This is a genomic window from Collinsella sp. CLA-SR-H006 (genome assembly GCF_040097075.1).
Taxonomy (GTDB): Bacteria; Actinomycetota; Coriobacteriia; order Coriobacteriales; family Coriobacteriaceae; genus Collinsella.
In genome coordinates this window covers 1-25,309 of sequence record NZ_JBBNPD010000012.1, presented here as the reverse complement: position 1 = coordinate 25,309, position 25,309 = coordinate 1, and the positions used below count along the sequence as shown (strand labels likewise).

The window sequence follows — 25,309 nt, the reverse complement described above, 5'->3', positions numbered from 1 at the left end:
TTGGATGGTACATGGCTCGTCGTACGCCTTCTCAACTGAATATGCTGCTCGCCGTCGATAAGCCGGTGGGCTGCACGTCCCACGATGTGGTCTCGCAATGCCGACGCGCCCTCCATGAGCGGCGCGTCGGCCATGCCGGTACGCTCGACCCCATGGCGTCCGGCGTCATGGTGGTGGGCGTGGGCCAGGCTACTCGTCTGCTGGGCATGCTAACCCTCGATACCAAAAGCTATGTCGCCGACATCTCGTTTGGTGCCGAGACCAATACCGATGATGCGGAGGGCGAGGCGGTCCGCACAGTGGCTGTTACCAACGAGCTCCGCGATCCTGCCTATGCCCGTGAGCACTTGGCCGCTATGCTGGGCCCGCAGATGCAGGTGCCGCCGGCGTTTTCGGCTATCTCGGTCAATGGCGTTCGCGCCTACAAGTCTGCTCGCGAGGGCAATGCGGTGGACCTACCTCCGCGCCCCGTCGAGGTCTATGCCGCCGACCTGATCGCCGTGGGCGGCGAGGATGATACGTGTGTGTGGACCGTGGCGTTCTCGGTGAGCAAGGGCACCTATATCCGTGCGCTCGCTCGCGACCTGGGCCGTGCCTGTGAGAGCGCCGCGCATATTTCCGCGCTGCGCCGCACGGCCTCCGGTGCTGTTTCCATTGGCGCCTGTCATGCGGTGGAGGAGCTTTCTCCCGAGTCCGCCGCTGGCTTTGCCCTGGATCCCATTGCGGCCCTGGGCGCCACACGTGTTGACTTGCCGGGCAATCTTGCCGACGACCTGCTCTGCGGCCGACGCATTCCCGTTGAGCGTGCGCTTGCCGATTTCGATTCCTTGAAGGCGCCGTTTGCGTTGGTGCTCGATGGGGGACTCAAGGCGATCGCCCGCATTGAGGGCGGCCGCTTTGTCATGGAGCACGTGTTTCCGCAGGCAATCGGCGGTGTTCGATGATGTTGTCCGCTCGCGAGCTCGCGCGTGTCTTTTTCGCGGGCGAGTCGGACGAGGCTCGCATCGTTGCTGCCGATACGTTTGATGAGTGTGAGCACTTGGGTGCCGCTTCAATCGCCATTGGCGTGTTCGACGGCGTTCACCGTGGACACCAGGATCTCATCGAAGCGCTTGTCCGTGATGCCCGTGCCCATGGCTGTAAGGCGGTCGTGGTTACCTTCGATCCCGACCCGGACGTTGTGGTGAGCCCTTCGCCCGCTCAAAAATTGATGACGACGGCCGACCGTCTGCATGCCTTGGCTCAAACCGGGGTCGATGCGGTGGTGGCCGTTCCCTTTACGCCTGAGGTTGCGGCACTCGACCATGTCGGTTTTCTCGCACTGCTGTCACGCGTAGTCGACATTCGCTCGATTCGCGTTGGCAGTGACTTTAGGCTGGGTCGTGGCGGTGCTTCTGGTGTTGCCGAGATGCGCACCTGGGGTGCCGAGCGCGGCGTTGACGTGTATGCTCACGACCTGCTTTGCGAGGGCGGTGAGGCCATTTGTGCCACCCGCATTCGTTATGAGCTGGGACAGGGCCATGTGGAGCTTGCTGCTGAGTTGCTCGGCCGTCCGTATATGGTGCGTGGCGGTGTTATTCGTGGCCGTCACGAGGGTTCTGGCATGGGCTTTCCCACGGCAAACTTGCAGGTTCCCGACGGCATTCAGGTGCCAGCCGATGGCGTGTATGAGGGTCTGGTGCTGGTCGATGATACCGTGTGGCCTGCTGCCGTCAATGTGGGCTTGCCGCCGACGTATGCCGACGATGCCGCCTCGGCTCATCTCGAGGCCAACTTAATCGGGTATGCGGGCGACCTGTACGGCGCCTCGGTTTCGCTGGCGTTTACGCGCTGGCTGCGCCCGTCGCGCCTGTTCGATTCGTTGGACGAGCTTATCGCGACCGTCGAGGGTAACATTGACGATATCCGTCATCATTTGGGCGAGCAGGGGGTGAGCATCCGTGATTAGCGATGAGGAAAAAGACCAGGTACGCGCTGCGTCCGATCTGGTTGCCATCGTGCAGGAAACGGTTGAGCTCAAGCCCCGCGGCCATGAGTTTTGGGGTTGCTGCCCCTTCCATGGCGAAAAGACCCCGTCGTTTCACATTATCCCTGCCACGCAGGTGTGGCACTGCTTTGGCTGTGGCGAGGGCGGCGACGTCTTCACCTACATCATGAAGCGCGAGAACCTGAGCTTTCCCGAGTCGATTCGCTACCTGGCCGACCGTGCCGGCATTGAGCTGCACGATACCGGCGCTTATCGCGAGCGCGGCACCAAGCGCGTCCGCATCTACGACCTATGTGCGGAAACCGCCCAGTTCTATCACACCATGCTTATGCGCGGTAAGGACAGCCGTCCGCGCGAGTACTTCGCCAGTCGCGGTATGGGCAGCGATGTCTGCCGCCGCTACTGCCTGGGCTTTGCACCGGGTCGCAATGCGCTGGTGTCGCATCTGTCGCAGGCGGGCTTTACCCCGCAGGAGATGATCGACGCCAATGTGGCCGTGAGCCGTGGTCGCGGGCAGCTTGCCGACCGTTTTTACGACCGCGTGATGTTTCCCATTTTTGACGAGCAGGGTCATAACATCGCCTTTGGCGGGCGCATTATGGGCGACGGCCAGCCTAAGTACCTCAACACCGCCGAGACGAGCGTGTTCCATAAAAAGCGAAACCTCTATGGCTTTAACTGGGCCAAGGAGTTTATCGTCGCGCAGGATACCGCCATCGTGGTGGAGGGATATACCGACTGTATCGCCTGCTGGGAGGCGGGGATTAAAAACGTCGTCGCCACGCTGGGCACGGCGCTGACGGAACATCATGTAAAGACGCTCACCCGCTTTGCCAAGCGCATTGTATATATGTTCGATGGCGACGCCGCCGGTCAAAAGGCCGCACGCCGCGCGATTCAGTTTATCGAGCAGGATTCGATGGACCTGCGCTGCGTGGTGCTTCCCGACGGCAACGACCCCATGGAGTTCATCACCGCGCATGGTGGCGAGGCTCTGCAGGCGCGCATCGATGCCGCCGAGCCCCTCATGGACTTTGTGTACCGCTCACTGCAGGAGTCGAGCGACATTACCACGCCGGGCGGTCGTGCCAAGGCGCTCGAGGATGCACTGACGCTCATCTATCCGCTGCGCGATAGCTACATGATCGATACGTACTTTATCCAGATTGCCGACCTGCTGGGTTTGGATCTGGAGACGGTGCGCTCGAGCTCGGGCCGTGTGTTTCGCGATGTTGCCAAGCGCGAGGACGCCGAGCGCCGCCGTGAGCAGAACTACGAGCGTCAACGCGCGCAAGCTGAGCGCGCGGGCAGCGCGGGCGGTCGGGCGTCTGGTTTGCTGGGGACGTCTCGCGGTGCCTGGGCCGCGGGTGCGACGCCGCCGGTGTCCGCACCGGTCGAGGAAGAACCGTACGACTATGTGCCGCTCGAGGCCTACGGGGCCGCGCCGGTCGAGGCTGTCGACGATATGCCGCCGATTGATGTGCCGGTTGGTATGGATGGCGCGGCACCGGTCGCCGATATAATGGGCGCGCCCGCGTCGCCGACGATGCCGATCGTGCTGACCGACCTAGAGCGAAAGTCTTTGGCGGGGGAGCGCGAGTTGCTGACGATGCTCACGAGCTACCCCGACCTGTTCCGCACGTATGCCGATCGCATCTGCTCGATCGAGTGGGTGGATCCGCGTCACGAGTCCATCGCGTGGGCCGTGCTCGCGACGCCGCCGGGCACCGACCCCACGGCGTGCATGGATGCGGCGCGCGCCGTGTGTCCCGAGGCAGCGTCGCTTGTTAGTGCCGGGCGCATTTCGTCGACGAGTAAGCACCCCACCGAGACGAACATCGTGTTTATGCTCGACACCCTCGAGCTCTACACCATCAAGCGCCGCATGCGCGCCGCACAGGCCAAGCTTCGCCAGGACCGGTCGCTCGACGATGAGGCACGCCGTGTGCTGACGATGCAGGCGATGCAAGATTCTCAGCGCCAGCGTGAGCTCCAAAAGTCGATCGGCGGCGTGGCGGATCCGTTCCGTTTGATCGGTTTGGAGACTGCGGGCGCCGAGCAGGCCTAGATGTTGTGGTCAACCAGCGTATTTGCGCCTATATCCAGTCTGAATTTTGGGTATAGACGTGTAAGTGTGTGCTAAAGTAATGAGTCCTGTGGACTATGAAGGGAGAATCTGTGCCAAATAAGAGTGAGAGCACGGGTACTGGGCTGGAATCCTACGTTGCAAAGCTCATGGGCAACGGCTCAAACAGGACTTCGGTAACCGAGGACGAGATTCAGGTCGCCCTGAAGGATATCGATGTATCTGACGAGCAACTCAACGCGGTGTATTCCGCGCTGCGCAACAGCGGCATCCAGATTATCTCCGCGAGCGGAAACGACGACGCTCCCATGGGCGTCGAAGATGACGATAGCGATAGCGATACCGATGATTTCGATGACGACGAGCACGATTCCGGTTCACTCGACGATCACGAGCTTAAGATGGCCCGTCAGGCCGACGCCGAGATGGGTTCTTCCAAGAGCAAGAAGAAGCGCACCGTGCGTACGTCCCGTTCGCGCTCGCGCGTGCGCGGCATCGATGCCTCCACGGTGATGCTGACCGGTGACCCGGTTCGTATGTACCTTAAGGAGATCGGTAAGGTCGACCTGCTGACCGCCTCCGAAGAGGTCGATCTGGCCATGAAGATCGAGGCCGGTCTCGATGCCACCGAGAAGCTCGAGGCCGCCGAGGCGGGCGAGATCGAGCTTACCCGCGCCGAGATACGTCGCCTGACCCGTATCGAGAACGTGGGTCTCGAGGCCAAGCAGGCGCTCATCAGCGCCAACCTGCGTCTGGTCGTCTCCATCGCCAAGCGCTACGTCGGTCGCGGCATGCTGTTCTTGGACCTGATCCAGGAGGGCAACCTCGGTCTGATCCGCGCCGTCGAGAAGTTCGACTACCAGAAGGGCTTTAAGTTCTCCACGTACGCCACGTGGTGGATCCGTCAGGCCATCACGCGCGCTATCGCCGACCAGGCCCGTACCATCCGTATTCCCGTGCACATGGTCGAGACCATCAACAAACTCGTTCGCGTGCAGCGCCAGCTTCTCCAGGACCTGGGTCGCGATCCGACCCCCGAGGAGATCGGTGCCGAGATGGACATGAGTGCCGACCGCGTCCGCGAGATCCAGAAGATTTCGCAGGAGCCCGTGTCGCTCGAGACCCCTATCGGCGAGGAAGAGGATTCCCAGCTGGGCGACTTCATCGAGGACTCCCAGGCTATCGTTCCGCCCGATGCCGCCAGCTTCTCCATGCTGCAGGAGCAGCTCACCCAGGTGCTCGACTCGCTTGCCGATCGTGAGCGCAAGGTTATCGAGCTGCGCTTTGGCCTTGTTGACGGACATCCCCGTACGCTCGAGGAAGTCGGCCGCGAGTTTGGCGTCACGCGTGAGCGCATCCGTCAGATCGAGTCCAAGACCTTGGCCAAGCTCCGCCACCCGAGCCGCAGCAGCAAGCTCAAAGACTATATCGAAAGCTAGTCAAGCAAGAAGCGCCCTCAAGCACATCCGCTTGGGGGCGCTTTCATGTGGTCATTGGGGACGTCCCCAATGACTAGGTCGGAAAAAATCTCAAAAAAGTTCTTGCCCTAAGCTGATTCGTCCGTATAATAAACTTCGTTGCTTGAGAGCACGCACCTATTCCTCGGTAGCTCAATGGTAGAGCACGCGGCTGTTAACCGCGCTGTTGTAGGTTCGAGTCCTACCCGGGGAGCCAGAATTTATCAGCCCTTTCCGTTGGGCTTTAAATTCCTCGGTAGCTCAATGGTAGAGCACGCGGCTGTTAACCGCGCTGTTGTAGGTTCGAGTCCTACCCGGGGAGCCAGGTTGTAAAACCCGTCGCTTATGCGGCGGGTTTTTTCATGTCGCGGTCGCCGTTCGCGAACGTTACCATATCAACATTTCGTGTCGAGGATGTAATCCCGCGACCCACCACCTCAACACGGCGCGCTCGTTGTAGAATATTGCAATGATTGCTCCCACGACATGGTGCCGCGAGCACCAGATAAGGAGATTCTTGTGTCTGAGACCATTAACGGCAGCCTGAGCGTCTCGAACGACGTTATTGCCGATATTGCCGGTTATGCCGCGATGACGTGCTATGGCGTCGTCGGTATGGCCGAACAGCTCCAGGGCGCCGAGAGCGTGCGCCTGCTTGCCGGTCAGCGCCTCCGCAAGGGCGTGCTTGTCTCCGCCGACGAGAACGGCCTTACGGTCGATCTTCACGTCGTGCTCGAGAACGGCGTCAACATGAAGTCCGTCTGCCACAATCTTTCGAGCTCCGTTGCCTTCACCCTGCAGGAGATCGCCCAGATCGATCCCGCCAGCCTTAAGATCGGCATCCACATCGACGCGCTCAAGAGCCGTCTGAACTAGCATCCGAAAACGGAGATTCAAATACCCATGATTGCAAAGACCATTCGCACCTGTTTTCCGATCGCTGCGGCTGCCGTTTCCGACAAGGCCGAGGAGATCAACAAGCTCAACGTCTTCCCCGTGCCCGACGGCGACACCGGTACCAACATGTCGCTCACGCTCGCCTCGGTGACCAAGGAGCTTTCCGCCCTTCCCGCCGATGCCGACATGGAGGCCATCGCAGGCGCCATCACGCACGGCTCCCTGATGGGTGCCCGCGGCAACTCCGGCGTCATCACCTCGCAGATCCTGCGCGGTGTTGCCGAGGGTCTCGTTTCTGCCGATGAGCCCATCACGTCCGCCAACATCGCCTTCGCCTTCCGTCGCGCCGTCAAGGTCGCCTTCCAGGCCGTCCGCAAGCCCATCGAAGGCACGATCCTCACGGTCCTGCGAGATGTTTCGACCAAGGCCGACGAGTGCGAAAAGAAGAAGTTCTCGGCCGAGGACGCGCTCGATGCTATCGTCGTCGAGGCCTACCAGTCCGTCGCCCGCACGCCCGACCTGCTGCCCGTTCTGAAGGAGAACGGCGTGGTCGACTCTGGCGCCTTTGGCTTTGCCATCTTCCTGGAGAACTTTGTTGCCGCCGCTCTTGGCCGCAGCACCGTTGTCGAGGATTTCTCCGCCACGTTTGATTCCGCTGGCTCTGCCCGCGACGCGGCCCTTGGTCGCGTTGAGATCGAGGCCAACGACGACTGGGAGGGCTCGGAGTTCCGCTACTGCAACGAGTTCCTCTTTAAGGCCGACGCCCCGTTTGACGAGGACGAGTGCCTTAAGTTCCTGGGCTCCATGGGCGACTGTGAGCTTCTCGTGGGTGCCTACCCCGACTACAAGATCCATGTGCACTCCAACACGCCTAACCTGGTGCTCGAGCACATGCTGCAGCTTGGTCAGATCTACGAGGTCTTTATCCACAACATGGAGATGGAGGCCCACGACCGTACCGCCAAGATTCATGAGGACCAGGAAAAGGCTGCCGAACCTGTCAAGGCTTTGGGCTTTGTCGCCGTTGCCGCCGGTTCCGGCGAGGCCGACATCCTCAAGTCCCTCGGCGTTGACGTGATCGTCTCGGGTGGTCAGACCATGAACCCCTCGACCGCCGACCTGCTGGGCGCCGTCGACCAGGTCAACGCGACCTCGGTCATCATCCTGCCCAATAACGGCAACATCCGCATGGCTGCCGAGGCCGCTGCCTCTGCCTGCACCGACAAGAAAGTCGCCGTCGTTCCCACTAAGACCGTTCCGCAGGCCTTCTCCGCGCTGTTCGCGGTCCTGCCCGATTCCGAGCTCGAGGACGCCGTCGCCGCTATGGTCGACGCCATCAGCGAGGTCCGCGATGGCGAGGTCACCCGTGCCGTGCGCGATTCCAGCGCCTCTGACGGCTCTCCGATTCACTCCGGTGATGTCATGGGTATCATTGCCGGCTCCATCGACGTGGTCGGCTCCGATGTGAAGCAGGTCACGCTCGATTGCATCAACCGCATGCAGGAGGAAGAGGAGGGCGACGCACTGACGATTCTGGCCGGCGAGGAGCTGTCCGATGAGGCCTTCCAGGAGATCGTCGACGCCATCGAGGAGGCTCAGCCCGACCTGGAGATCGATGCTCATCGTGGCGAGCAGCCGCTCTATCCCGTGATCTTCTCGATCGAGTAGGCATCTACCCATGTCCGAGCTGTGCTCCGTGCCGCGCGCCTCGGAGCGCTTTGCCCAGAGCAATGCGCTCGACGAGGATATCGCGCGACTCAAATATGTTTCGGGTAAACGTGAGGAGGCCCTTCGCCGTCTGGGAATTCGGACGGCGGGGGACCTCCTTCTCCATATCCCTCACCGATATCTCGACTTTACGCGCTCCTGGTCCATCGAGATGGCTCCCATCGGTACCGTGTGCACGATTGTCGCCACGGTCGATCGTATCGTTCAAAAGCAGCCCCGCCCGCGTATGCAGGTGACCGAGGTCTCGCTGGTGGACGAGACGGGCGTGCTGCAGGTCGCCTTTTTCCGTCAGCCCTGGATCGCCCAGCAGTTTAAGCAGGGAGACCGCCTGGCCGTGATGGGTAAGGTCGAGTTTGCCTACGGCTTTAAGCAGATGGCCTCGCCGCATTTCGAAAAGCTCGAGGATGGGCGTGCCGCGGGCACCATACTGCCGGTCCATTATGTGAGCGATGGCGTGAGCCAGGCGTGGATGCGCCGCATCGTAAGCGGCGCGCTCGAGGTTGTCGGCAATCCCTTCGACCCGATTCCCGCACGCTTACGCGTCAAGCGCCAGCTGATGAGCAATGCTCGTGCGCTGCGCTCAATTCACTTTCCATCGAGCATGGCCGAGCGCGATATCGCGCGCGCACGGCTTGCCTACGAGGAGTGCCTCTACCTTCAGCTGGCGCTGCGTCTGCGCAACGACGGTGGCATGGTCGGCGTCGTTCCCTACGCCCACACCGCGGGCGAGCATCTGGCCGCGCTTAAGCAGGCCCTCCCGTTTTCGCTGAGCGACGAGCAAGAGGCCGCGTTCCAAGACATCCTGCACGACATGTGCGATGGCGGGCGCGTTATGAACCGCCTGCTGCTGGGCGACGTCGGAACCGGCAAGACCGCCGTCGCCGCCTGCGCGCTGGCCGTTGCGGCCGATAGCGGCACCCAGTCCTGCGTTATGGCGCCAACGGGTGTGCTGGCGCGCCAATATGCCGATAAGACCGGCCCCTTGCTCTCGCAGGCCGGCATGTCCTGGGCGCTCCTGACGGGTGCCACGCCGGCAGCCGAGCGCGAGCAGATCCATGCGCAGCTGAAATCGGGCGAGCTCGATGTCCTCTTTGGAACCCACGCGGTGCTTTCAGATAACGTTGCGTTCAAGCATCTGTCGCTCGTGGTCATCGACGAGCAGCACCGCTTTGGCGTAGGCCAGCGTAACGCCCTGCGTGCCAAGGGTCCCGGTGCGGACCTGCTCGTTATGACGGCAACGCCCATCCCGCGTACGCTGGCGCTTTCGGTCTACGGCGATCTGGACACGAGCATCATCCGCCATCGGCCTGTTCCGGGGGCGGGCGTTACGACGCGTGTGCTCACCGAGTCGAGCCGCGACCTGGCCTACGGCGCCATTCGCGAGGCGCATGAAAAGGGCCAGCAGGCTTACGTGATCTGCCCGCTTGTGGAGCCGAGCGACTCGGCCGATGAGCTTGAGGATGTCCCCGGTATCGCCCGCGACGATGAGGGCCGCGTGACCGTCCCCGTGCCGCTGTACGATACGGCAACCGAGCTCGACCGGCTGCGCCTGGCGTTGCCGGGGCTTACTATCGAGCGCCTTCATGGCCGCATGCCGGCGGGGGAGAAGGACCGCGTGATCGATGCCTTCAAGCGCGGTGAGATCGACGTGCTCGTTTCGACCACGGTGGTCGAGGTGGGCGTCGACGTGCCCAACGCCACCGTCATGGTCATCGAGAACGGTGAGCGCTTTGGCTTGGCGGCCCTGCACCAGTTGCGCGGCCGTGTGGGCCGCGGCAGCGTGTCGGGCACCTGCCTGGTCATGACGCACTCCAAGGGCAACGGCGGCGCGTCGGCGGCACAAGACCGCCTCCAGTCGCTCGAAAAGACCTCAGACGGCTTTACGCTCGCCCAGATGGACCTGCGCTTGCGCCATGAGGGCGAAATCCTGGGCTACCGTCAGCATGGCGGCGTGACCCTGCGCTTTGTGGACCTGGACGCCGACGAGGATCTTATCGAATGGGCCCATTTGGACGCGGTCGAGCTCTTGCGGTATGCTTGCAACCTTGACTCCGTGGCGACGCGTCCCTTGCGCGACGCGGTCGCCACGCGCTATCGACATATCTTTAAGGAGGTCAGCGGAGGATGAGAATCATCGGCGGTGAATGGCGCGGCCGTAAGATCGAAGAGCCGCGCGGGCGCGATGTCACCCGTCCCACGACCGATCGCGTGCGCGAGGCATGTGCATCCATGGTCATGTCGGCGTTCGACTTCGATTTGGACGAGGTCCGCGTGCTGGACGCTTTTGGCGGCTCCGGCGCCCTGGGAATCGAGATGCTCTCGCGTGGCGCCCGCACGCTCACCACGTTCGAGATCGATCGCAACGCCGCCCGTCTGATCACCAAGAACGTCGAGTCGCTGTGCCGCGACCGTTCGCGTTGGCGTGTCGTTACCGGCGATGTGCTGGCGAGTGCCTCGCGCGGTCGCGTGCCGGGCGGTCCTTTTGATCTGGTCCTGCTCGATCCGCCGTATGCCTTTGGCGCCGAGCCGGTCGAGGAGCTGCTGCAAAATCTTTCCCAGCAGGAGCTGCTGACGCCCGGGGCCTTTGCCCTGTTTGAGCATGCCGCAACCGATGCGGGCGCTCATCCAGCTGGTTTTGAGACCGTGCGAGAGAAGCGCTACGGCATTACCTCGGTTGACTTGCTGCGCTGGGTGGCCGAGGACGTGAAGGACCATGGTGACGAGAACGAAAATGACGAGGATGCGCCTTCGGAGGACGCCCATGAATGACACCATCAACCGCGTGATCGTCCCGGGCACCTTCGACCCCATCACCTTTGGCCATATCGATGTGATTCGCCGTGCCCGCCGCATCTTTCCCAGCGTGATTGTCGCCGTGGCCGAGTCGCAGGGTAAAAACGGCGTGGGTACCACCTTTATGCTCGACGAGCGCGTGGCGCTGGCCCGCGAGGCCCTCGGCGATTTGGACGGCATCGAGGTACTGCCTTTCACCGGCCTGCTGGTCGACTTTGCACGTGAACAGGGGGCAGGTGCCGTCGTTAAGGGCCTGCGCGCCATGACCGACTTTGAGTACGAGCTGCAGCAGGCCGACCTCAACTACCGCCTGGATAACGAGCTGGAGTCTATCTTTGTCATGAGTGCTCCGCAGTACGGCTATATCTCGAGCTCGGTGGTGCGCCAGATCGCGTCGCTTGGCAGCGACGTGTCGACGTTTGTGCCGCCCAACGTGGTCGAAGCGCTCAAACATCGCTTTTCGTGACATTTTTTATTGCCTGGTGGCATGTGGTAAACTAACTCGATGATATGTTACCTATGAAAGGAGACCGGATGCCGGGCGAGAATTTTCCTGGCGACAGGATCGTGAGTCTTGTCGACGAGCTCGAGGGGCTCATCGAAGAGGCTAAGACGCCGTTCGGCAAGAACGCCCAGATGAAGGTTATCGACGCCGACGTCTTCTTTAACATCCTCGATGAGATCCGCATGAGCTATCCCGAGGAGTGGCAGAAGTCCCGCCGTATCCTCAAAGAGCGTGAGGAGCTTATGGCTTCCGCCGCCGCTCAGGCCGATTCCATCATTGCCGACGCTCAGCAGCAGGCCCTCACCATTGCCGGTGAGCAGGAGATCGTTCGCCTAGCCCAGCAGCAGGCCGACGACATTCGCGACCGTGCCCAGCAGTACGAGCGCGAGACGCGTTATGCCGCCGAGGATTACGCAGAGCAGGTCTTTACGCACCTTGAGGAGAACCTTAAGAGCCTGACCGGCACCGTCACCCGTTGCCGTCAGCAGCTCAACGAGGGTGCCGCCCAGCAGAACGGTCAGTGGTAATGGCTGAGTTCCCGAGCGTAACCGTCGATCTTTCCGAGCAACTCGAGTTTCCCGGAGACTCTTATCCGCTGACCGGCAAGGTCGATGTCGCCGCCTTCACGGTTAGCGAGAAGGAGTACCAGCTGCAGGACGGCATTGCCTACGACGTTGTCTTTACCAACGCCGGTACCGGCGTTCTGCTCTCGGGCATGGTCCGCGCCCACGCCACCGGCGAGTGCGATCGCTGCCTAGAGCCCGCCTCGTTTGATATCGCAGGCGAGATCGAGGAGTTCTACCTCTTTGAGGAGCCCGAGGACCCCGAGGCCTACGAAGACGGCTACGAGTTGCTGGGCGAGGATCGCATCGTCGATCTGGGTGAGCCCATCAACGACGCGGTCGTCATGGACACGCCGTTCGTTGTCCTGTGCAAGCCCGATTGCCGCGGCCTTTGCCCCACCTGCGGCATCAATCTCAACGTCGAGCAATGCGATTGCGCCGCCCAGGCAGAGGCCGAATGGGCCGCTGCCACGGAAAATCCATTTGCAGCATTGAAGAATCTCAAGCTTGACGAGTAAAACTGTGGTAGTATCGCTACTTGCGCGTAATCGCCACACTGGATAGTTCATAAGGAAGGTCACTATGCCCGTACCTAAACAAAAGCAGGGTCGTATCCGCACCCATACCCGTCGTTCCGCCAACATGAAGATCTCGGCTGCGGCTCAGTCCACGTGCCCCCGTTGCGGCGCTGTTAAGCTCCCGCACCACGTGTGCCCCAGCTGCGGTTTCTACAAGGACCGCGAGGTTATCGTTACCGAGTAACTGTATACTCTGGATGCGATGCCGTTCCAACTGGAACCACAATGGCCGGCTCAATGAGTCGGCCATTTTTGTATAAGGAGCTTGTATATGAGTAACGTTCGCGTTTGTGTAGACGTTGTGGGCGGAGACGAGAAACCTCAGGTTGTTCTTGATGGTATCGAGGCTGCGCTTGCCGCCGATTCCGATATCGAGGTCTTGGCAGCTGGCCCCGCCGAAATCGTCAATCCCTTTGCAGCTTCCCATGCACGTGTTGAGGCCCTTGAGGCACCTGACGTTATCGCCATGGATGACAATCCCATTCGCGCCGTGATGACCAAGCGTAAGTCGTCGATCGTGCTTTCTTGCCGCGCCATTAAGAAGGGCAACGCGGATGCGTTCTTCTCCGCCGGCTCGACCGGTGCCATGACCGCCGCTGCCACCGCCTACGTGACGCCGTTTAGGTATCAGGCCGAAGGCAAGAAGCAGCCGGTGCGTCCGTGCCTCACCAATGCGTTGCCCAATCGCGCCGGCGGTCTGACGGTGCTGTGCGACATGGGTGCCAACCCCGATGTGGAGGTCGATGACATGGTGCGTTTTGCTCAGATGGGTAGCGCCTATGCCCGCGTCGTCCTGGGCATCGAGCATCCCCGCGTGGGCCTGCTTGCCAACGGCACCGAGGACGAGAAGGGCTCCAACTTTACCAAGGCCTGCTTCCCGGCCATGAAAGCCGCCGTTCCCGGCTTTGTTGGTAACTGCGAGGGCACCGATCTTACGTCGGGCAATTTTGACGTCGTGGTCGCCGACGGCATGTCGGGCAACATCGCGCTCAAGGCCACCGAGGGCGCTGCCAAGTTTTTGCTGCAGGAACTCAAGGGTGCCTTTATGGCCTCGCTCGGCACCAAGATCGCCGCGCTGCTCATTAAAAAGCAGATGCGCGAGATTAAAGCCAAGCTTTCGGGCGACGCCAAGGGCGGCGCGATTCTTTTGGGCCTGCGCGGCGTGGTCCTGATCGGCCATGGTGCCACCTCGGTCGAGGCTGTTAAAAACGGTACGCTTGCGGCGGCCGAAGCCGTGCGCGCCGGGCTGGTCGAGAATGTCGCCAACTCTATGGACGGTATCGTTTTATAAGAGCGAGTTAGAGTGCTGTTATGTGCTTCGCGGCGCACGTCGTGGGGTAGAATCAGAACCGTGTCTTGGTACCGCCCGGGCGGTACCATTCTTTTGGTATTCATGCACTATGAGAGGAAGCGCTATGGACCGCTCCGAAATCTTCGACAAGATCGCCGAGGTCGCTGCTGACGTTCTGGGCGTCGATGTTGCCGAAATTAGCGATGAGACCACCTTTGACGACCTCGATGCCAACTCGCTCGAGCGCCTGCAGCTGGTTACGGCTATCGAGGACGAGTTCAACCTCGAGATCGATGACGAGACCCTTCTCTCGCTCAACTCTGTCGCCGACGCCGTCGACGCTATCGAAGCTGCCAAGGAGGCCTAAGTCTTGGCTTTATCCGACCGACTTACGCGCGCCCAGGAAATCTTGGGCCACGAGTTCAACAATAAGGTGCTGCTGCGCGCGGCGCTTACGCATCCCTCGGCAGTCGAGGGCCAGCCGGTTTCTGCCAGCTATGAGCGCCTTGAGTTCTTGGGCGATTCCATTTTGGGCGCTGTGGTCGCACGCTCCCTGTTTGAGTCCTATCCGGAGTTTGACGAGGGCAAGCTCACACGCCTGAAGGTGTCGCTTGTCTCGGGCGCTACGCTGTCCGAGGTTTCTCACGAGCTGGGCATCGACGACATCATCATCTTTGGTGCCTCCGAGACCGGTACCGGTGCGCGCGGCCTGCATTCGGCCCTCGAGAACGTCTACGAGTCGCTCGTGGGCGCACTGTACCTGGATGCCGGCTGGGATGCCGCAGCGGAGTTTATCCATCGTACGCTTAAGCCGCATTTGGCTTCCGAGCGCGCCGAGCATCCCGCGAACCCCAAGTCGTTTTTGCAGGAGTGCGTGCAAGCCGACGGTCACGAGCCCCCGGCGTATAAGCTCGTTGGCTCCGAGGGCCCGGCGCATGCGCCCACCTTTACCGCCGTGGTGTTGATCGATGGTATTCGTCAGGGTCGCGGCTCCGGCTCCTCAAAGAAGGAAGCCGAGGGAGCCGCCGCGCTCGAAGCGCTCGACCGCATGGGTTACACCACCAACGGCGTGATTCTGAATAAGAAGCACGTGTAAGCGAGGAACCGTGTATCTCAAGTCCCTCACGCTCAAAGGGTTCAAGTCGTTTGCCGACCGCGCCCATATGACGTTTGAGCCGGGCCTGACCGTCATCGTCGGTCCCAACGGCTCGGGAAAATCGAACATCTCCGACTCCATCCTGTGGGTCCTGGGCGAGCAGAGCGCCAAGCAGTTGCGCGGCCAGGCCATGGAGGATGTCATCTTCTCGGGCTCGTCGGCGCGCAAGCCGGTGGGTGTCGCCGAGGTCACGCTGGTGCTCGATAACTCGGACCATATGTTGCCCGTCGACTTTGACGAGGTCGCCATCACCCGTCGCATGTATCGCTCGGGCGAAAGCGAGTACCTCATCAACTCGAGTCCGTGCCGCCTGATGGACATTCAGGACATCCTGCACGATTCGGGCCTGGGCAAGGATACGCATTCCATCATCAGCCAGGGCAAGCTCGACGCCATTTTGCAGAGCCGCCCCGAGGAGCGCCGCGCCCTCATCGAGGAGGCCGCCGGCATCTCCAAGCACAAGCGCCGCAAGGAGCGTGCGCTCAAAAAGATTAAGTCGATGGACGAGCATCTGACGCGTGCCCGCGACATCAATAAGGAAATCGCCCGTCAGCTGCGGCCACTGGAGCGTCAGGTCGATCGCGCGCGCAAGTACAAAGAGCTGTCCTCGCGCGCGAACGAACTTACGCAGATGCTGGCCGTCGACGAGCTTCGTTCGCTGCAGTCGCAGTGGAACGACCTGGAGAGCCGCTCTAAGGAGGGCGCCGCCGAACTTGAGCTTGCGCAGTACCGCTTGGGCGAAAAGGAGCGCGAGCTCGAGAAGCTCCAAGTTATGCTCGAGGAAAAAGGCCTGTTTGTGGGCGATCTGGGCGAGCAACGCCGCCATATGCAAGATGTGGTCGGTCGCATTAACTCAGACATGCGTCTGCTCGAGGAAAAGGGCCATAACATGGTGTCGCGCCTGTCCGACATGCGCGGGCAGATTTCGAGCTCCGAGCATCAGCGTCGTCGTGTGGTCGAGGAGCTCGAGGACGCACGTGCTCAGCTCGAGGAAGTGACCGGCGCGCATATGCAGGTCCAGGAGGACGTTGACGCCGCTGGTCCTGCCGCCGCCGAGCTCCACGAGCGGCGCGTTGCGCTCGACAATCAGATTTCGCAGCTTACGCGCGAGCAGCGCGATGTGCAGCGCGTTGCCGATAATGCTGCGCTCGAGCTCGCCAAGGTGAAGGATTCGCTTTCCAATGCCGAGGTCGAGGACAACATGTATGCCTCGCGCCTGGAGCAGATCGATGAACAGCTCGAGGAGGTCACGGCCTCGCTCGAGACCCGTCGCGACCGCGCCGAGGAGCTTGAGGGCGCTCTTGAGGAGGCGCGCCAGGCTCAGGTCGATGCGCGTGAGGCCACCGAGGTCGCCCGTGCGGCCCTGAAGGACTTGCGTAATCGTGAGAGCGAGGCGCGCAACAAGTTATCCGAGGTGCGCTCGGAGCTTGCCAGCCAAAAGAAGCTTGATGCGCGCATGGCCGACAGCTCGCCGCTCGTGAGCCGTCTGGTGGGTGCGCTGGGCGATGACGTAACGGGTCGCCTGGGCGATGTGCTCGAAGCCCCGCGCGAGCTTGAGGGCCTGGTTGAGCAATTGCTCGCCGGCGATATCGATGCGCTTCTGTTCGACGATACGTCCGCGCTTGAGCGTGCCGGTCGTGCGGCTCTGGACCAAAAGAAGGCCTCGGGCGAAGCACTGCTGGTGGCGCGCGACGTGAGCGGCTCTACCGCCGCTGAGGGCTCTGCCGGTATCCGCCTGGTTGATCGTCTGTCCGTGCGCGCAGGCTACGGACCCGTCGTCGAGGCGCTGCTCGGCGGCTATTACGTGGTCGATGACTTGGCTGCCGCGCTGTTGGCGCCGGTCGTTGACGGTGTGACCTATGTGACTCCCGATGGCGCCCGCGTAAGCTGTGGCGGCCTGGTGCGCGTGGGCCTCGATGCTGGCGAGGCCTCGGGTGCTCTGGAGCGTAAGCGTCGCATTCGCGAGCTGGAGGGGCTTGAGCCCGATCTGGCTGCCGTGTTTGAGCATGTGTCGGATCAGGTCGTCGAGGCCAATGCGGCCGTCGAAGAGGCGCGTGCCGCTGAGGGCGATGCCGCCGGCGAGATCGCCCGTCTTGAAGGCGAGCGCCGCTCCCTGTTGTCCGAGATCGGCCGTCTGGAGCAAAGCGCCAACAATGCCGAGGTCGAGCGCGTGCGCATCTCCAAGCGCCGCGAGCAGGCCGCCGAGGCTGTTCGCGCTGCGTGCCCGCGCGTTGACGAGCTCACCCGTTCGCGCGACGAGGCCCGTGCGCAGGCAAGCGACCTGGTTCTTCAGATTGCCGAAGCCAACGACGAGCTCGATCGCGTGCGTCGTGACGACTCCGAGGCAGCCGGTAAGCTCGCCGATGCCAAGGTCCGCCTGGCTCAGACGAGCGAGCGCCTGCGTTCGCTGAAGGGCCGCGTGCCCGACCTTGAGCATCGTCTTGAGGGCATCGACCGTCGTATCCGCGGAACACGCCAGGCTTCGCGCTCGCTCGAGCTGCTGCGCCTGCGCGTCGACCCCATGCACGAACGCTATTCTGCCCTGTTGGAACGCGCGTCGGATTGGGCAGCGCGCCTGCGTGACCAGGCCTCTCTGGAGGAGGCGGACTCCGCTTCGCTCAAGAAGACCATCGAGGATGCCAAGGCAGAGGTTGCCCGCGCTAAGGAGCGAGTCGATACCGCCTCTGCCACGCAAAACGAGTTCAAGGTCGCGCGTGGCAAGCTCGAGGTGCAGGTCGAGGCTGCCATCAAGGCCATTACCGCCGATGGCACGACGGTGCTCGAGGAAGCGCTCATGCTTCCGGCGCCCACGGACCGCGATGCCGCCGAGCGCGAACTCAACCAGCTTGTGCGCCAGATCAACAACCTTGGTCCCGTTAACCAAGTTGCCATGGAGGAGTACGAGCAGCTCAAGCGCCGTGCCGACTACATCGAGGAGCAGCTGGCCGATCTGGAGAGCGCGCGCAAGGCGCTCACCAAGATCACGGTGGCCATTGATCGCAAGATGCGGAAGGCCTTCCTGGTGACGTTTGAGAAGGTCGACGCGAACTTCCGCGAGATCTTCGCTATGCTCTTCCCGGGCGGCCAGGCTCATCTGGAGATGACCGATCCCGAGCATCCTGCCGAGACGGGTATCGAGGTCGTGGCGCAGCCGCGCGGCAAGCGCATCACCAAGATGATGCTCATGTCGGGCGGCGAGAAGAGCCTGACGGCGCTCGCCCTGCTCTTTGCTGTGTACCGCACGCGCACGGTGCCGTTCTATGTGCTGGACGAGGTCGAGGCGGCACTCGATGACGCCAACCTGTCCAAGCTCATCGGCGCACTCGACGTGTTGCGTTCCGATACGCAGCTCTTGGTTATCTCGCATCAACGCCGTACTATGGAGGACGCTGACGTCCTCTACGGCGTCTCGATGCAAGCCGACGGCGTCAGTCGCGTCGTCTCGCAAAAACTCGATCGCGAAACCGGAAAGGTCGTGAATGCATAATGGGATTCTTCGATGCTCTCTCGCGCGGACTTGAGCGCAGCCGCGAGGCCCTCAACGAGGTCTTCTACTTTGGCGGCGAGGTCGACGAGGATTTTTGGGAGGACCTGGAGGACACCCTCGTCATGGGTGACATGGGCGCCGAGGTCGCTATCAAGGTCTCCGATGACCTGCGCGATGCCGCGGCCAAGAAGAACCTCAAGACCGCTCCGCAGCTTCGCCGTGCCCTGGCCGAGCAGCTTGAGCAGCACTTTGTGCCCATCGAGCGAGATCCGTTTTCCGATACGCCGAGCTGCGTGCTGTTTGTGGGCATTAACGGTGCCGGCAAGACCACGACGGTCGGTAAGATCGCGAGCGCCATGGCTGCCCGCGGCAAGAACGTGGTGATCGGTTCGGCCGACACCTTCCGCGCCGCCGCCATCGAGCAGCTCGATGTGTGGGGGCAGCGTGCCGGCGTACCGGTTATCAAGCGTGACCGCGGCTCCGATCCGGCGAGCGTGTGCTATGACGTGCTCGACGAGGCCGATAAGCGCGGCAGTGACCTGGTGCTCATCGATACCGCCGGCCGTCTGCACACGAGCCCTGAGCTCATGCGCGAGCTTGCCAAGGTAGTCAATGTGACCCGTAAGCGCGCCGCCAATATGGCCGCCGGTCCCATGCCGGTTTCGGTCGTGCTTGTGATCGACGCCGCGACGGGTCAAAACGGTCTGAACCAGGCGCTCGAGTTTAACGAGGCGCTGGGCCTGGACGGTATTATCATGACTAAGCTCGACGGCACGGCTAAGGGCGGTATCGCCATGGCCGTGGCCGAGAAACTCAAGCTCCCGATCCTGCGCGTGGGCGTGGGCGAGCAGGTCGATGACCTGCAGGAGTTCAATGCCAAAGATTTCTGCCGCGCCCTGGTGGGCGAGTCCAATTAAGGAGTGACTAGTGTTTGATTCCCTGAGCGATCGCCTCAACGACACATTTGACCGCCTGCGCGGCAAGGGCAAGCTGACCGAGGCCGATATTACTTCGGCCATGCGCGATATTCGCATGGCACTGCTCGAGGCCGACGTTAACTTTAAGGTCGTCAAGGAGTTCGTCGCCAAGACCAAGGAGCGCTGCATGACCGCTGAGGTCATGGAGTCGCTGTCGCCGGCGCAAAACGTCGTCAAGATCGTGCTCGACGAGCTCACCGAGATGCTTGGCTCAACCGAGAGCAAGCTCGTCTTTAGCAATCGCATTCCCAATGTCATCATGCTCGTGGGCCTGCAGGGCTCCGGTAAGACCACGGCGGCCGTAAAGCTGGCCTACCTGCTCAAGAAGCAGGGCCGCTCGCCGCTGCTCGCCGCGTGCGACGTCTATCGTCCCGCCGCTGCCGACCAGCTGGCCACGCTCGGTGGCGAGATCGGCGTGCCAGTCTTCCGCGGTGACGGCGCGCACCCGGTCGACATTGCCAAGGGTGCCATCCAGGAGGCCGTCGACCACCTGCGCGATGTGGTCATCGTCGATACCGCCGGTCGTCTGCAGATCGACGAGCAGATGATGCAGGAGGCCGTGGATATCAAGAAGGCTGTCAAGCCCGATCAGGTGCTGATGGTCGTCGATGCCATGACCGGCCAGGATATCGTCAACGTCGTCTCGACCTTCGCCGAGCGCACCGACTTTGACGGCGTGATCATCTCCAAGCTCGATGGCGACGCTCGTGGCGGCGGCGCGCTTTCCGTGCGCCAGGTGACCGGCAAGCCCATCAAGTTCGTGAGCATGGGCGAGAAACCCGATTCGCTTGAGCCGTTCTACCCCGATCGTATGGCCAAGCGCATTCTGGGTATGGGCGACGTTGTCGGCATTATCGAGAAGGCCCAGGAGGCCGCCGATGCCGAGCAGCTCGAGGCCGCCGAGCGCATGCTGCGCGAGGGCTTCACCATGAATGACATGCTCGACCAGATGAAGGCCGTCAAGAAGATGGGCGGCATGAAGGGCATCCTGGGCATGCTCCCCGGCGGCCAGCGTGCGCTCAACCAGATGGGCGGCAACCTGGACGAGGGCATCTTCGACAAGAACGAGGCCATCATCATGTCGATGACCAAGGAGGAGCGTCTGCGTCCTTCCATCATTAACGGCCAGCGCCGTGCCCGCATTGCCAAGGGCGCCGGCGTGACTCCCACAGAGGTCAATAGCCTTATGAAGCAGTGGGGCGAGATGAACAAGATGATGGGCCGCATGCGCACGATGGCCAATCAGGCTCAGGCCGGCGGCAAGAAGGGCAAAAAGGGCAAGAAGGGCAAGAAGATGCGCATGCCCAATATCCCTGGCCTGGACGCTATGGGTCTGGGCGGCATGGGCGGCCTGGGTACGGGCGGCCCCAAGTCCGATATGGACCTGCTGCGCCAGATGGAAGCGCAGATGCGCAATAAGAAATAACGACTGATTGAGTCGTGTATGGCGAAGGCCGCCTGGATCGTATTCCAGGCGGCCTTCGCCGTTCGTTCGCAGGTTGTCGCACGCGCGGAAGCGTGTTGACGTTGAGATGCTTGCCGTTAGTGGCAGCCACAGCCCTCGTGGCCCTCGTGCTCGTGATGGTCGTGGCAGCTGCAGGACTCGCCGTGTTCGTGGGCGTGGCCGTGGTCATGGCCGTGGCAGCCGCATGTGGCCTCGCCGTTCTGTGCGAGCGTGCCGGCAATAAGGGCTTCGACGCAAGCGTCGCAGCTGCCCTGGGCACCTGCGTATACCGTGATGCCGGCTTGGGCAAGCGCGTTGATGGCGCCACCGCCGATGCCGCCGCAGATGAGCGTGTCCACACCGCCGTTGGCGAGCAGGCCCGCCAGGGCGCCGTGGCCGGTGCCGCCGGTGCCCACGACCTGCTCGTTGAGCACCTTGCCGTCCTGAATGTCGTAGATCTTGAACTGCTCGCTGCGGCCAAAGTGCATAAAGATGTTGCCGTTGTCGTACGTCGTTGCCACCCTCATGGTGCCGACCTCCTTTGCTGGCCATGCGGCCGTCGTCGAGGCGATGGGGGAGTACGCGATATTGCCGCCCTCGATGACGAGCGCTCGTCCGTTGACCAGCGCATCGGCCACCTTGCGATGCGCGCGGCTGCAAATGGCCGCCACCGTTGCACGGGCGATGCCCATCTGCTGGGCGACCGCCTCTTGGTTGAGACCTTCCAGGTCGCACAGGCGCAGCACCTCAAGCTCGTCGACGGTCATGTCGATGGCATCACCGCTGGCCAGGCCATCGGGGGTGAAGCCGCGGTATTCGGGGATGATCCCGACGCGGCGCAGTTTTTCGCGTCTTCCTGCCATGCACACTCCTTATCTGACATATGTCAACAATAGGATAACGCGTTAGTCGTTGGGCGCAAGGCATTTCTGGCATATGTCAGAAAAAGGCTAAGATGCCTCGTTGCCGCTTGCGGAGCCGCGCTGCCGTGCATTGCGTGTGCCGGACTAAGTGTCCAATTCGACACTCGCGCGCCTGGGCTACAATAAATCTCGCTTATAGGCGACTGACAGGAGGGTCAATGAGCAAAGCTGATCAGCAGTTTGTAACCATGTGCCGCGATATCTTGGATCATGGCACCACCACCGAGGGCCAAAAGGTCCGTCCGGTGTGGGAGGACGGCACCCCTGCCTATACCATTAAAAACTTTGGTGTCACGGCGCGCTATGATCTGCGCGAGGAGTTCCCCGCGCTCACCCTGCGTCGTACGGCGCTTAAGTCTGCCATGGACGAGATTCTGTGGATCTATCAAAAGAAGTCCAATAACGTGCATGATCTCAACAGCCATATCTGGGATGAGTGGGCCGATGAGACCGGTTCCATCGGTAAAGCCTACGGCTATCAGATTGGTCAGAAGAGCCATTACGCCGAGGGCGACTTCGACCAGATGGACCGTGTGCTGTACGACCTTAAGCACACGCCGTATAGTCGCCGCATTATGACCAATACGTACGTGTTTAGCGATCTGTCCGAGATGCACCTTTATCCGTGCGCCTATAGCGTGACCTATAACGTGACGCAGCGTCCTCAGGACGACAAGCCGACGCTCAACATGATTCTCAACCAGCGCAGCCAGGACATTTTGGCCGCGAACAACTGGAACGTGTGCCAGTACGCCATTTTGCTGATGATGGTCGCGCAGTCGGTCGATATGATTCCCGGTGAGCTGCTGCACGTGATCGCCGACGCCCATATCTATGATCGTCATGTCGATATCGTCCGCGAGCTTATCGAGCGTCCGCAGTTTGCGGCACCCAAGGTAACGCTCAACCCCGATGTGCATGACTTCTATGCGTTTACGACCGATGACCTGATCGTCGAGGGCTATGAGCACGGCCCGCAGGTCAAGAACATTCCCATTGCGGTGTAGGTGGTGCTCATGACGTGTAAGCTATCTGCTATCGTCGCCGTGTGTGAGGATTGGGGCATTGGGTGCGAGGGCGACATGGTGGTGTCCAATCGCGCCGACATGCGCCATTTTGTGGCGTGCACCAAAGGTTGCCCGGTTATTATGGGGCGCAAGACCCTGTTGAGTTTTCCCGGTGGGCGTCCGCTCAAGAACCGCCGCAATATCGTACTCACGCGCGACGAGGATTTTGCGCCCGAGGGCGTCGACGTGGTGCATAGCATTGACGAAGCGCTCGCCGCGGTTGCCTATGAGCCTGTTGCATGGGTGCTCGGTGGCGGCGATGTGTATCGGCAGTTTTTGCCGTATTGCGTCGAGGCCGAGGTCACGCATAACCACTGCGTGCATGTCGTGGACACGTACTTTCCCGACTTGGACGCCGATCCCGCGTGGGAGATTGCGTGGCGTGGCGGTGTTGCCACGATTGCCTCGGGCGAGGGCGACGAGGGTGTCGATTATGAGTTCGTGACGTATCGTCGCGTTGAGGCGTAAATCGTCTGGCGTGAACGGTATTATCGGGTTGATTGAATGTATGGGGCGGCGCTTAGCGTCGCCTCGTTTGGTATAGATGTGCTGTAAAGAAGGGTGCGGGCAGGCTGCTATGACTGATGCCGTTGAGGTTCTGCGAATTGATTCGCTCGAGGACGAGCGGCTCGATGCCTACGTGCGACTGACCGAGCGTGAGCTGCGCTGCGTGCTAGAGCCGCAAAAGGGCATCTTTATCGCCGAGAGTGCCAAGGTTATTGAGCGCGCGGTGCGTGCCGGATACGAGCCGGTGAGCTTTCTTTTGGGCGAACGCTGGCTCGACCAGATGATGCCGCTGTTTGAGCGCCTGGTTGTGCGCGAGGGTGCAGGTCCGGTTCCTGTGTTCGTGGCTTCCATGGAACTCATGGAGCAGCTGACGGGCTTTAACGTGACGCGCGGTGCGCTCGCGGCGTTTCGTCGCCCGCGGCAGATTCCGGTTGATGAGTTCTTGGGTGGCGTCGTCGAGGCGGCGGGGGAGCGCCCGGTGCGCGTGTGCGTGCTCGAGGGTATTGTCGACCACACGAACGTGGGTGCGATTTTCCGCTCGGCCGCCGCGCTCAATGTCGACGGTATTTTGGTCAGTCCGACGTGCTGCGACCCGCTGTACCGTCGCTCGGCCCGCGTGAGCATGGGCACGGTGTTTCAGGTGCCGTGGACGCGTATTGGCAGCGAGGCTCGTGTGTGGCCGCACGATGGCCTGGCGGCACTGCACGAAGCCGGTTTTTCGTGCGCTGCGATGGCGCTGACGGACGACTCCGTTTCGCTGGACGATCCTGCGCTGCAGGAGGTTGATCGCCTGGCGATCTTTATGGGCACCGAGGGTGCCGGCCTGGGCGCCAAGACTATCGCGGGCTGCGACCGAGCCGTGCGCATTCCGATGGCGCACGGGGTCGATTCGCTCAACGTGGCCGCGGCGAGTGCCGTCGCCTTTTGGCAGCTGTGCCCGCACGTGAGCAACGAGTATCACTACCAGCCGGGGCTGTATCACTAGGCAGATAGTTTGCACCGGGCTCTGACTCGGGGTGTTTCGGTCGACGTCGGTCGGTGCTAAGCTGCTATTAGCTTAGGTCTTTAATTACTGTTTTGTCGGTTGACGTACGCTTTTGGGGAGGGCGTGTGGCTAAGAAATCTACGGCTATCGATGTAACGCAGGGTGTTATTTGGCAGCAGCTGCTTTCGCTGTGCGTTCCCATCTTTTTTAGTTCGTTTTTTCAGCAGGCCTACACGCTTATCGGTACCTATATCGTCGGTCAGTTTGGCGGCAAGCTCGCGCTAGGTGGCATTCAAGCTACGATGGTGCTCACCGAGCTCTGCATTGGCTTTTGCGTTGGCGCCGGCGCCGGCTGCGCGGTCATTACCGGTCAGTATTTTGGTCAGCACGATGATGAGCGACTGAGTCGTTCGGTCCATACAGCCATGACGCTCGCGCTGGTGGGCGGTATCGCTTTCTCGATTCTTGGCATAGTGTTCGTTGAGCCCATGCTGGTGCTTATGAACACGCCGCATGAACTATTGGCCGAGGGCGTGGCCTATGCTCGCTGTTATTTTGCCGCGATGGTTGCGGCACTGCTGCTTAATATGGGAACCGCACTGCTGCGTGCCGTGGGCGACACGCGCGGCCCCGCCGTGATCATTGCCTCTGGCTGCCTGGTTAACGTGGTGCTGGATATCATTTTTGTCGCTGTGTTGCATATGGAGGCGCTGGGCTGCGGCATCGCGGTGGCGCTGACCATTTGCTCCAATGCAACGATGATCGTGTTGCGCATGATGCGCGCTCCGGGTGCATGGCGTCTTTCGCTCATATGACCCAATCCGCTGTCAAGAGCCACAATGGCCCCGCCGACCGCTTGCAATCGGTCGGCGGGGCCT

General features: G+C 61.7%; 23 protein-coding genes and 2 tRNA genes. 24 read left to right on the top strand and 1 reads right to left on the bottom strand.

Translation table 11 applies throughout. From position 1 onward, the window contains the following. Positions 1-11: 11 nt before the first annotated feature. The 20 genes from truB (at position 12) to ffh (ending at position 20,931) form a co-directional block, all read left to right on the top strand. Entirely contained in the window at positions 12-944 is a 933-nt protein-coding gene (gene truB, locus AAA069_RS07655) for a tRNA pseudouridine(55) synthase TruB (RefSeq protein ID WP_349128008.1), read from the top strand. Then, the gene (gene ribF / locus AAA069_RS07650) at positions 941-1,948 is read left to right on the top strand and encodes a riboflavin biosynthesis protein RibF (RefSeq protein ID WP_349128007.1); all 1,008 of its coding nucleotides are present in this window, start codon (positions 941-943) and stop codon (positions 1,946-1,948) included. Before truB ends, ribF begins: the two co-directional genes overlap by 4 nt. Further along, complete coding sequence (dnaG, locus tag AAA069_RS07645; RefSeq protein ID WP_271736309.1) at positions 1,941-4,055, top strand: DNA primase; 2,115 nt, start codon at positions 1,941-1,943, stop codon at positions 4,053-4,055. The genes ribF and dnaG overlap by 8 nt, the downstream gene beginning before the upstream one ends. A gap of 110 nt (positions 4,056-4,165) precedes the next feature. Continuing rightward, the gene (rpoD, locus tag AAA069_RS07640) at positions 4,166-5,512 is read left to right on the top strand and encodes an RNA polymerase sigma factor RpoD (RefSeq protein ID WP_271736307.1); all 1,347 of its coding nucleotides are present in this window, start codon (positions 4,166-4,168) and stop codon (positions 5,510-5,512) included. Positions 5,513-5,672: 160 nt separating this feature from the next. Next, a tRNA-Asn gene (locus tag AAA069_RS07635) sits at positions 5,673-5,747 on the top strand. A 33-nt stretch (positions 5,748-5,780) separates the two neighbouring features. Then, positions 5,781-5,855: transfer RNA gene (locus AAA069_RS07630), tRNA-Asn, on the top strand. A 161-nt stretch (positions 5,856-6,016) separates the two neighbouring features. After that, positions 6,017-6,406, top strand: a complete 390-nt coding sequence (locus AAA069_RS07625; protein WP_187361832.1) for an Asp23/Gls24 family envelope stress response protein — start codon at positions 6,017-6,019, stop codon at positions 6,404-6,406. Positions 6,407-6,433: 27 nt separating this feature from the next. Then, complete coding sequence (locus AAA069_RS07620; protein WP_320677419.1) at positions 6,434-8,095, top strand: DAK2 domain-containing protein; 1,662 nt, start codon at positions 6,434-6,436, stop codon at positions 8,093-8,095. 10 nt (positions 8,096-8,105) lie between these two features. Then, on the top strand, positions 8,106-10,283 hold the full coding sequence (locus AAA069_RS07615; RefSeq protein ID WP_349128006.1) for an ATP-dependent DNA helicase RecG: 2,178 nt from the start codon (positions 8,106-8,108) through the stop codon (positions 10,281-10,283). Further along, complete coding sequence (gene rsmD / locus AAA069_RS07610) at positions 10,280-10,924, top strand: 16S rRNA (guanine(966)-N(2))-methyltransferase RsmD (protein WP_238057319.1); 645 nt, start codon at positions 10,280-10,282, stop codon at positions 10,922-10,924. Before AAA069_RS07615 ends, rsmD begins: the two co-directional genes overlap by 4 nt. Continuing rightward, positions 10,917-11,414, top strand: coding sequence for a pantetheine-phosphate adenylyltransferase (gene coaD / locus AAA069_RS07605; RefSeq protein ID WP_118376690.1), 498 nt, complete (start codon positions 10,917-10,919; stop codon positions 11,412-11,414). Before rsmD ends, coaD begins: the two co-directional genes overlap by 8 nt. Positions 11,415-11,482: 68 nt before the next feature. Next, positions 11,483-11,980 carry a hypothetical protein gene (locus tag AAA069_RS07600; protein WP_022094019.1) on the top strand — a complete coding sequence of 166 codons (498 nt, stop codon included), beginning with the start codon at positions 11,483-11,485 and terminating at the stop codon, positions 11,978-11,980. Next, positions 11,980-12,534: a DUF177 domain-containing protein gene (locus AAA069_RS07595; protein WP_349128005.1), complete on the top strand. Its 555-nt coding sequence runs from the start codon at positions 11,980-11,982 to the stop codon at positions 12,532-12,534. Before AAA069_RS07600 ends, AAA069_RS07595 begins: the two co-directional genes overlap by 1 nt. Before the next feature lie 64 nt (positions 12,535-12,598). Further along, positions 12,599-12,778 carry a 50S ribosomal protein L32 gene (gene rpmF, locus AAA069_RS07590; RefSeq protein ID WP_022094017.1) on the top strand — a complete coding sequence of 60 codons (180 nt, stop codon included), beginning with the start codon at positions 12,599-12,601 and terminating at the stop codon, positions 12,776-12,778. 87 nt (positions 12,779-12,865) lie between these two features. Beyond that, positions 12,866-13,885: a phosphate acyltransferase PlsX gene (gene plsX, locus AAA069_RS07585; RefSeq protein WP_238057322.1), complete on the top strand. Its 1,020-nt coding sequence runs from the start codon at positions 12,866-12,868 to the stop codon at positions 13,883-13,885. Between the two features lie 124 nt (positions 13,886-14,009). Beyond that, positions 14,010-14,252, top strand: coding sequence for an acyl carrier protein (locus tag AAA069_RS07580; RefSeq protein WP_006234023.1), 243 nt, complete (start codon positions 14,010-14,012; stop codon positions 14,250-14,252). A 3-nt stretch (positions 14,253-14,255) separates the two neighbouring features. Continuing rightward, complete coding sequence (gene rnc, locus AAA069_RS07575; protein ID WP_195503185.1) at positions 14,256-14,981, top strand: ribonuclease III; 726 nt, start codon at positions 14,256-14,258, stop codon at positions 14,979-14,981. Between the two features lie 10 nt (positions 14,982-14,991). After that, complete coding sequence (gene smc / locus AAA069_RS07570) at positions 14,992-18,528, top strand: chromosome segregation protein SMC (protein ID WP_349128004.1); 3,537 nt, start codon at positions 14,992-14,994, stop codon at positions 18,526-18,528. Further along, a complete protein-coding gene (gene ftsY / locus AAA069_RS07565; RefSeq protein ID WP_195544374.1) occupies positions 18,528-19,445 on the top strand; it encodes a signal recognition particle-docking protein FtsY in 918 nt (305 codons plus the stop codon). Before smc ends, ftsY begins: the two co-directional genes overlap by 1 nt. A 10-nt stretch (positions 19,446-19,455) precedes the next feature. After that, positions 19,456-20,931: a signal recognition particle protein gene (gene ffh, locus AAA069_RS07560; protein WP_035138144.1), complete on the top strand. Its 1,476-nt coding sequence runs from the start codon at positions 19,456-19,458 to the stop codon at positions 20,929-20,931. Between the two features lie 116 nt (positions 20,932-21,047). On the opposite strand, the gene AAA069_RS07555 is transcribed toward ffh, so the two are convergent. Continuing rightward, positions 21,048-21,812 carry a NifB/NifX family molybdenum-iron cluster-binding protein gene (locus AAA069_RS07555; RefSeq protein ID WP_225093514.1) on the bottom strand — a complete coding sequence of 255 codons (765 nt, stop codon included), beginning with the start codon at positions 21,810-21,812 and terminating at the stop codon, positions 21,048-21,050. 218 nt (positions 21,813-22,030) lie between these two features. On the opposite strand from AAA069_RS07555, the gene thyA reads away from it, so the two are divergent. The 4 genes from thyA to AAA069_RS07535 all read left to right on the top strand — a co-directional run bounded on the left by thyA (position 22,031) and on the right by AAA069_RS07535 (position 25,246). Then, positions 22,031-22,879, top strand: coding sequence for a thymidylate synthase (gene thyA, locus AAA069_RS07550; RefSeq protein ID WP_055309513.1), 849 nt, complete (start codon positions 22,031-22,033; stop codon positions 22,877-22,879). Between the two features lie 9 nt (positions 22,880-22,888). Beyond that, positions 22,889-23,407: a dihydrofolate reductase gene (locus tag AAA069_RS07545; protein ID WP_349128003.1), complete on the top strand. Its 519-nt coding sequence runs from the start codon at positions 22,889-22,891 to the stop codon at positions 23,405-23,407. Positions 23,408-23,516: 109 nt separating this feature from the next. Then, positions 23,517-24,431 carry an RNA methyltransferase gene (locus AAA069_RS07540; RefSeq protein WP_195503179.1) on the top strand — a complete coding sequence of 305 codons (915 nt, stop codon included), beginning with the start codon at positions 23,517-23,519 and terminating at the stop codon, positions 24,429-24,431. 125 nt (positions 24,432-24,556) lie between these two features. Continuing rightward, positions 24,557-25,246: an MATE family efflux transporter gene (locus AAA069_RS07535; RefSeq protein ID WP_349128002.1), complete on the top strand. Its 690-nt coding sequence runs from the start codon at positions 24,557-24,559 to the stop codon at positions 25,244-25,246. Positions 25,247-25,309: the final 63 nt, after the last annotated feature.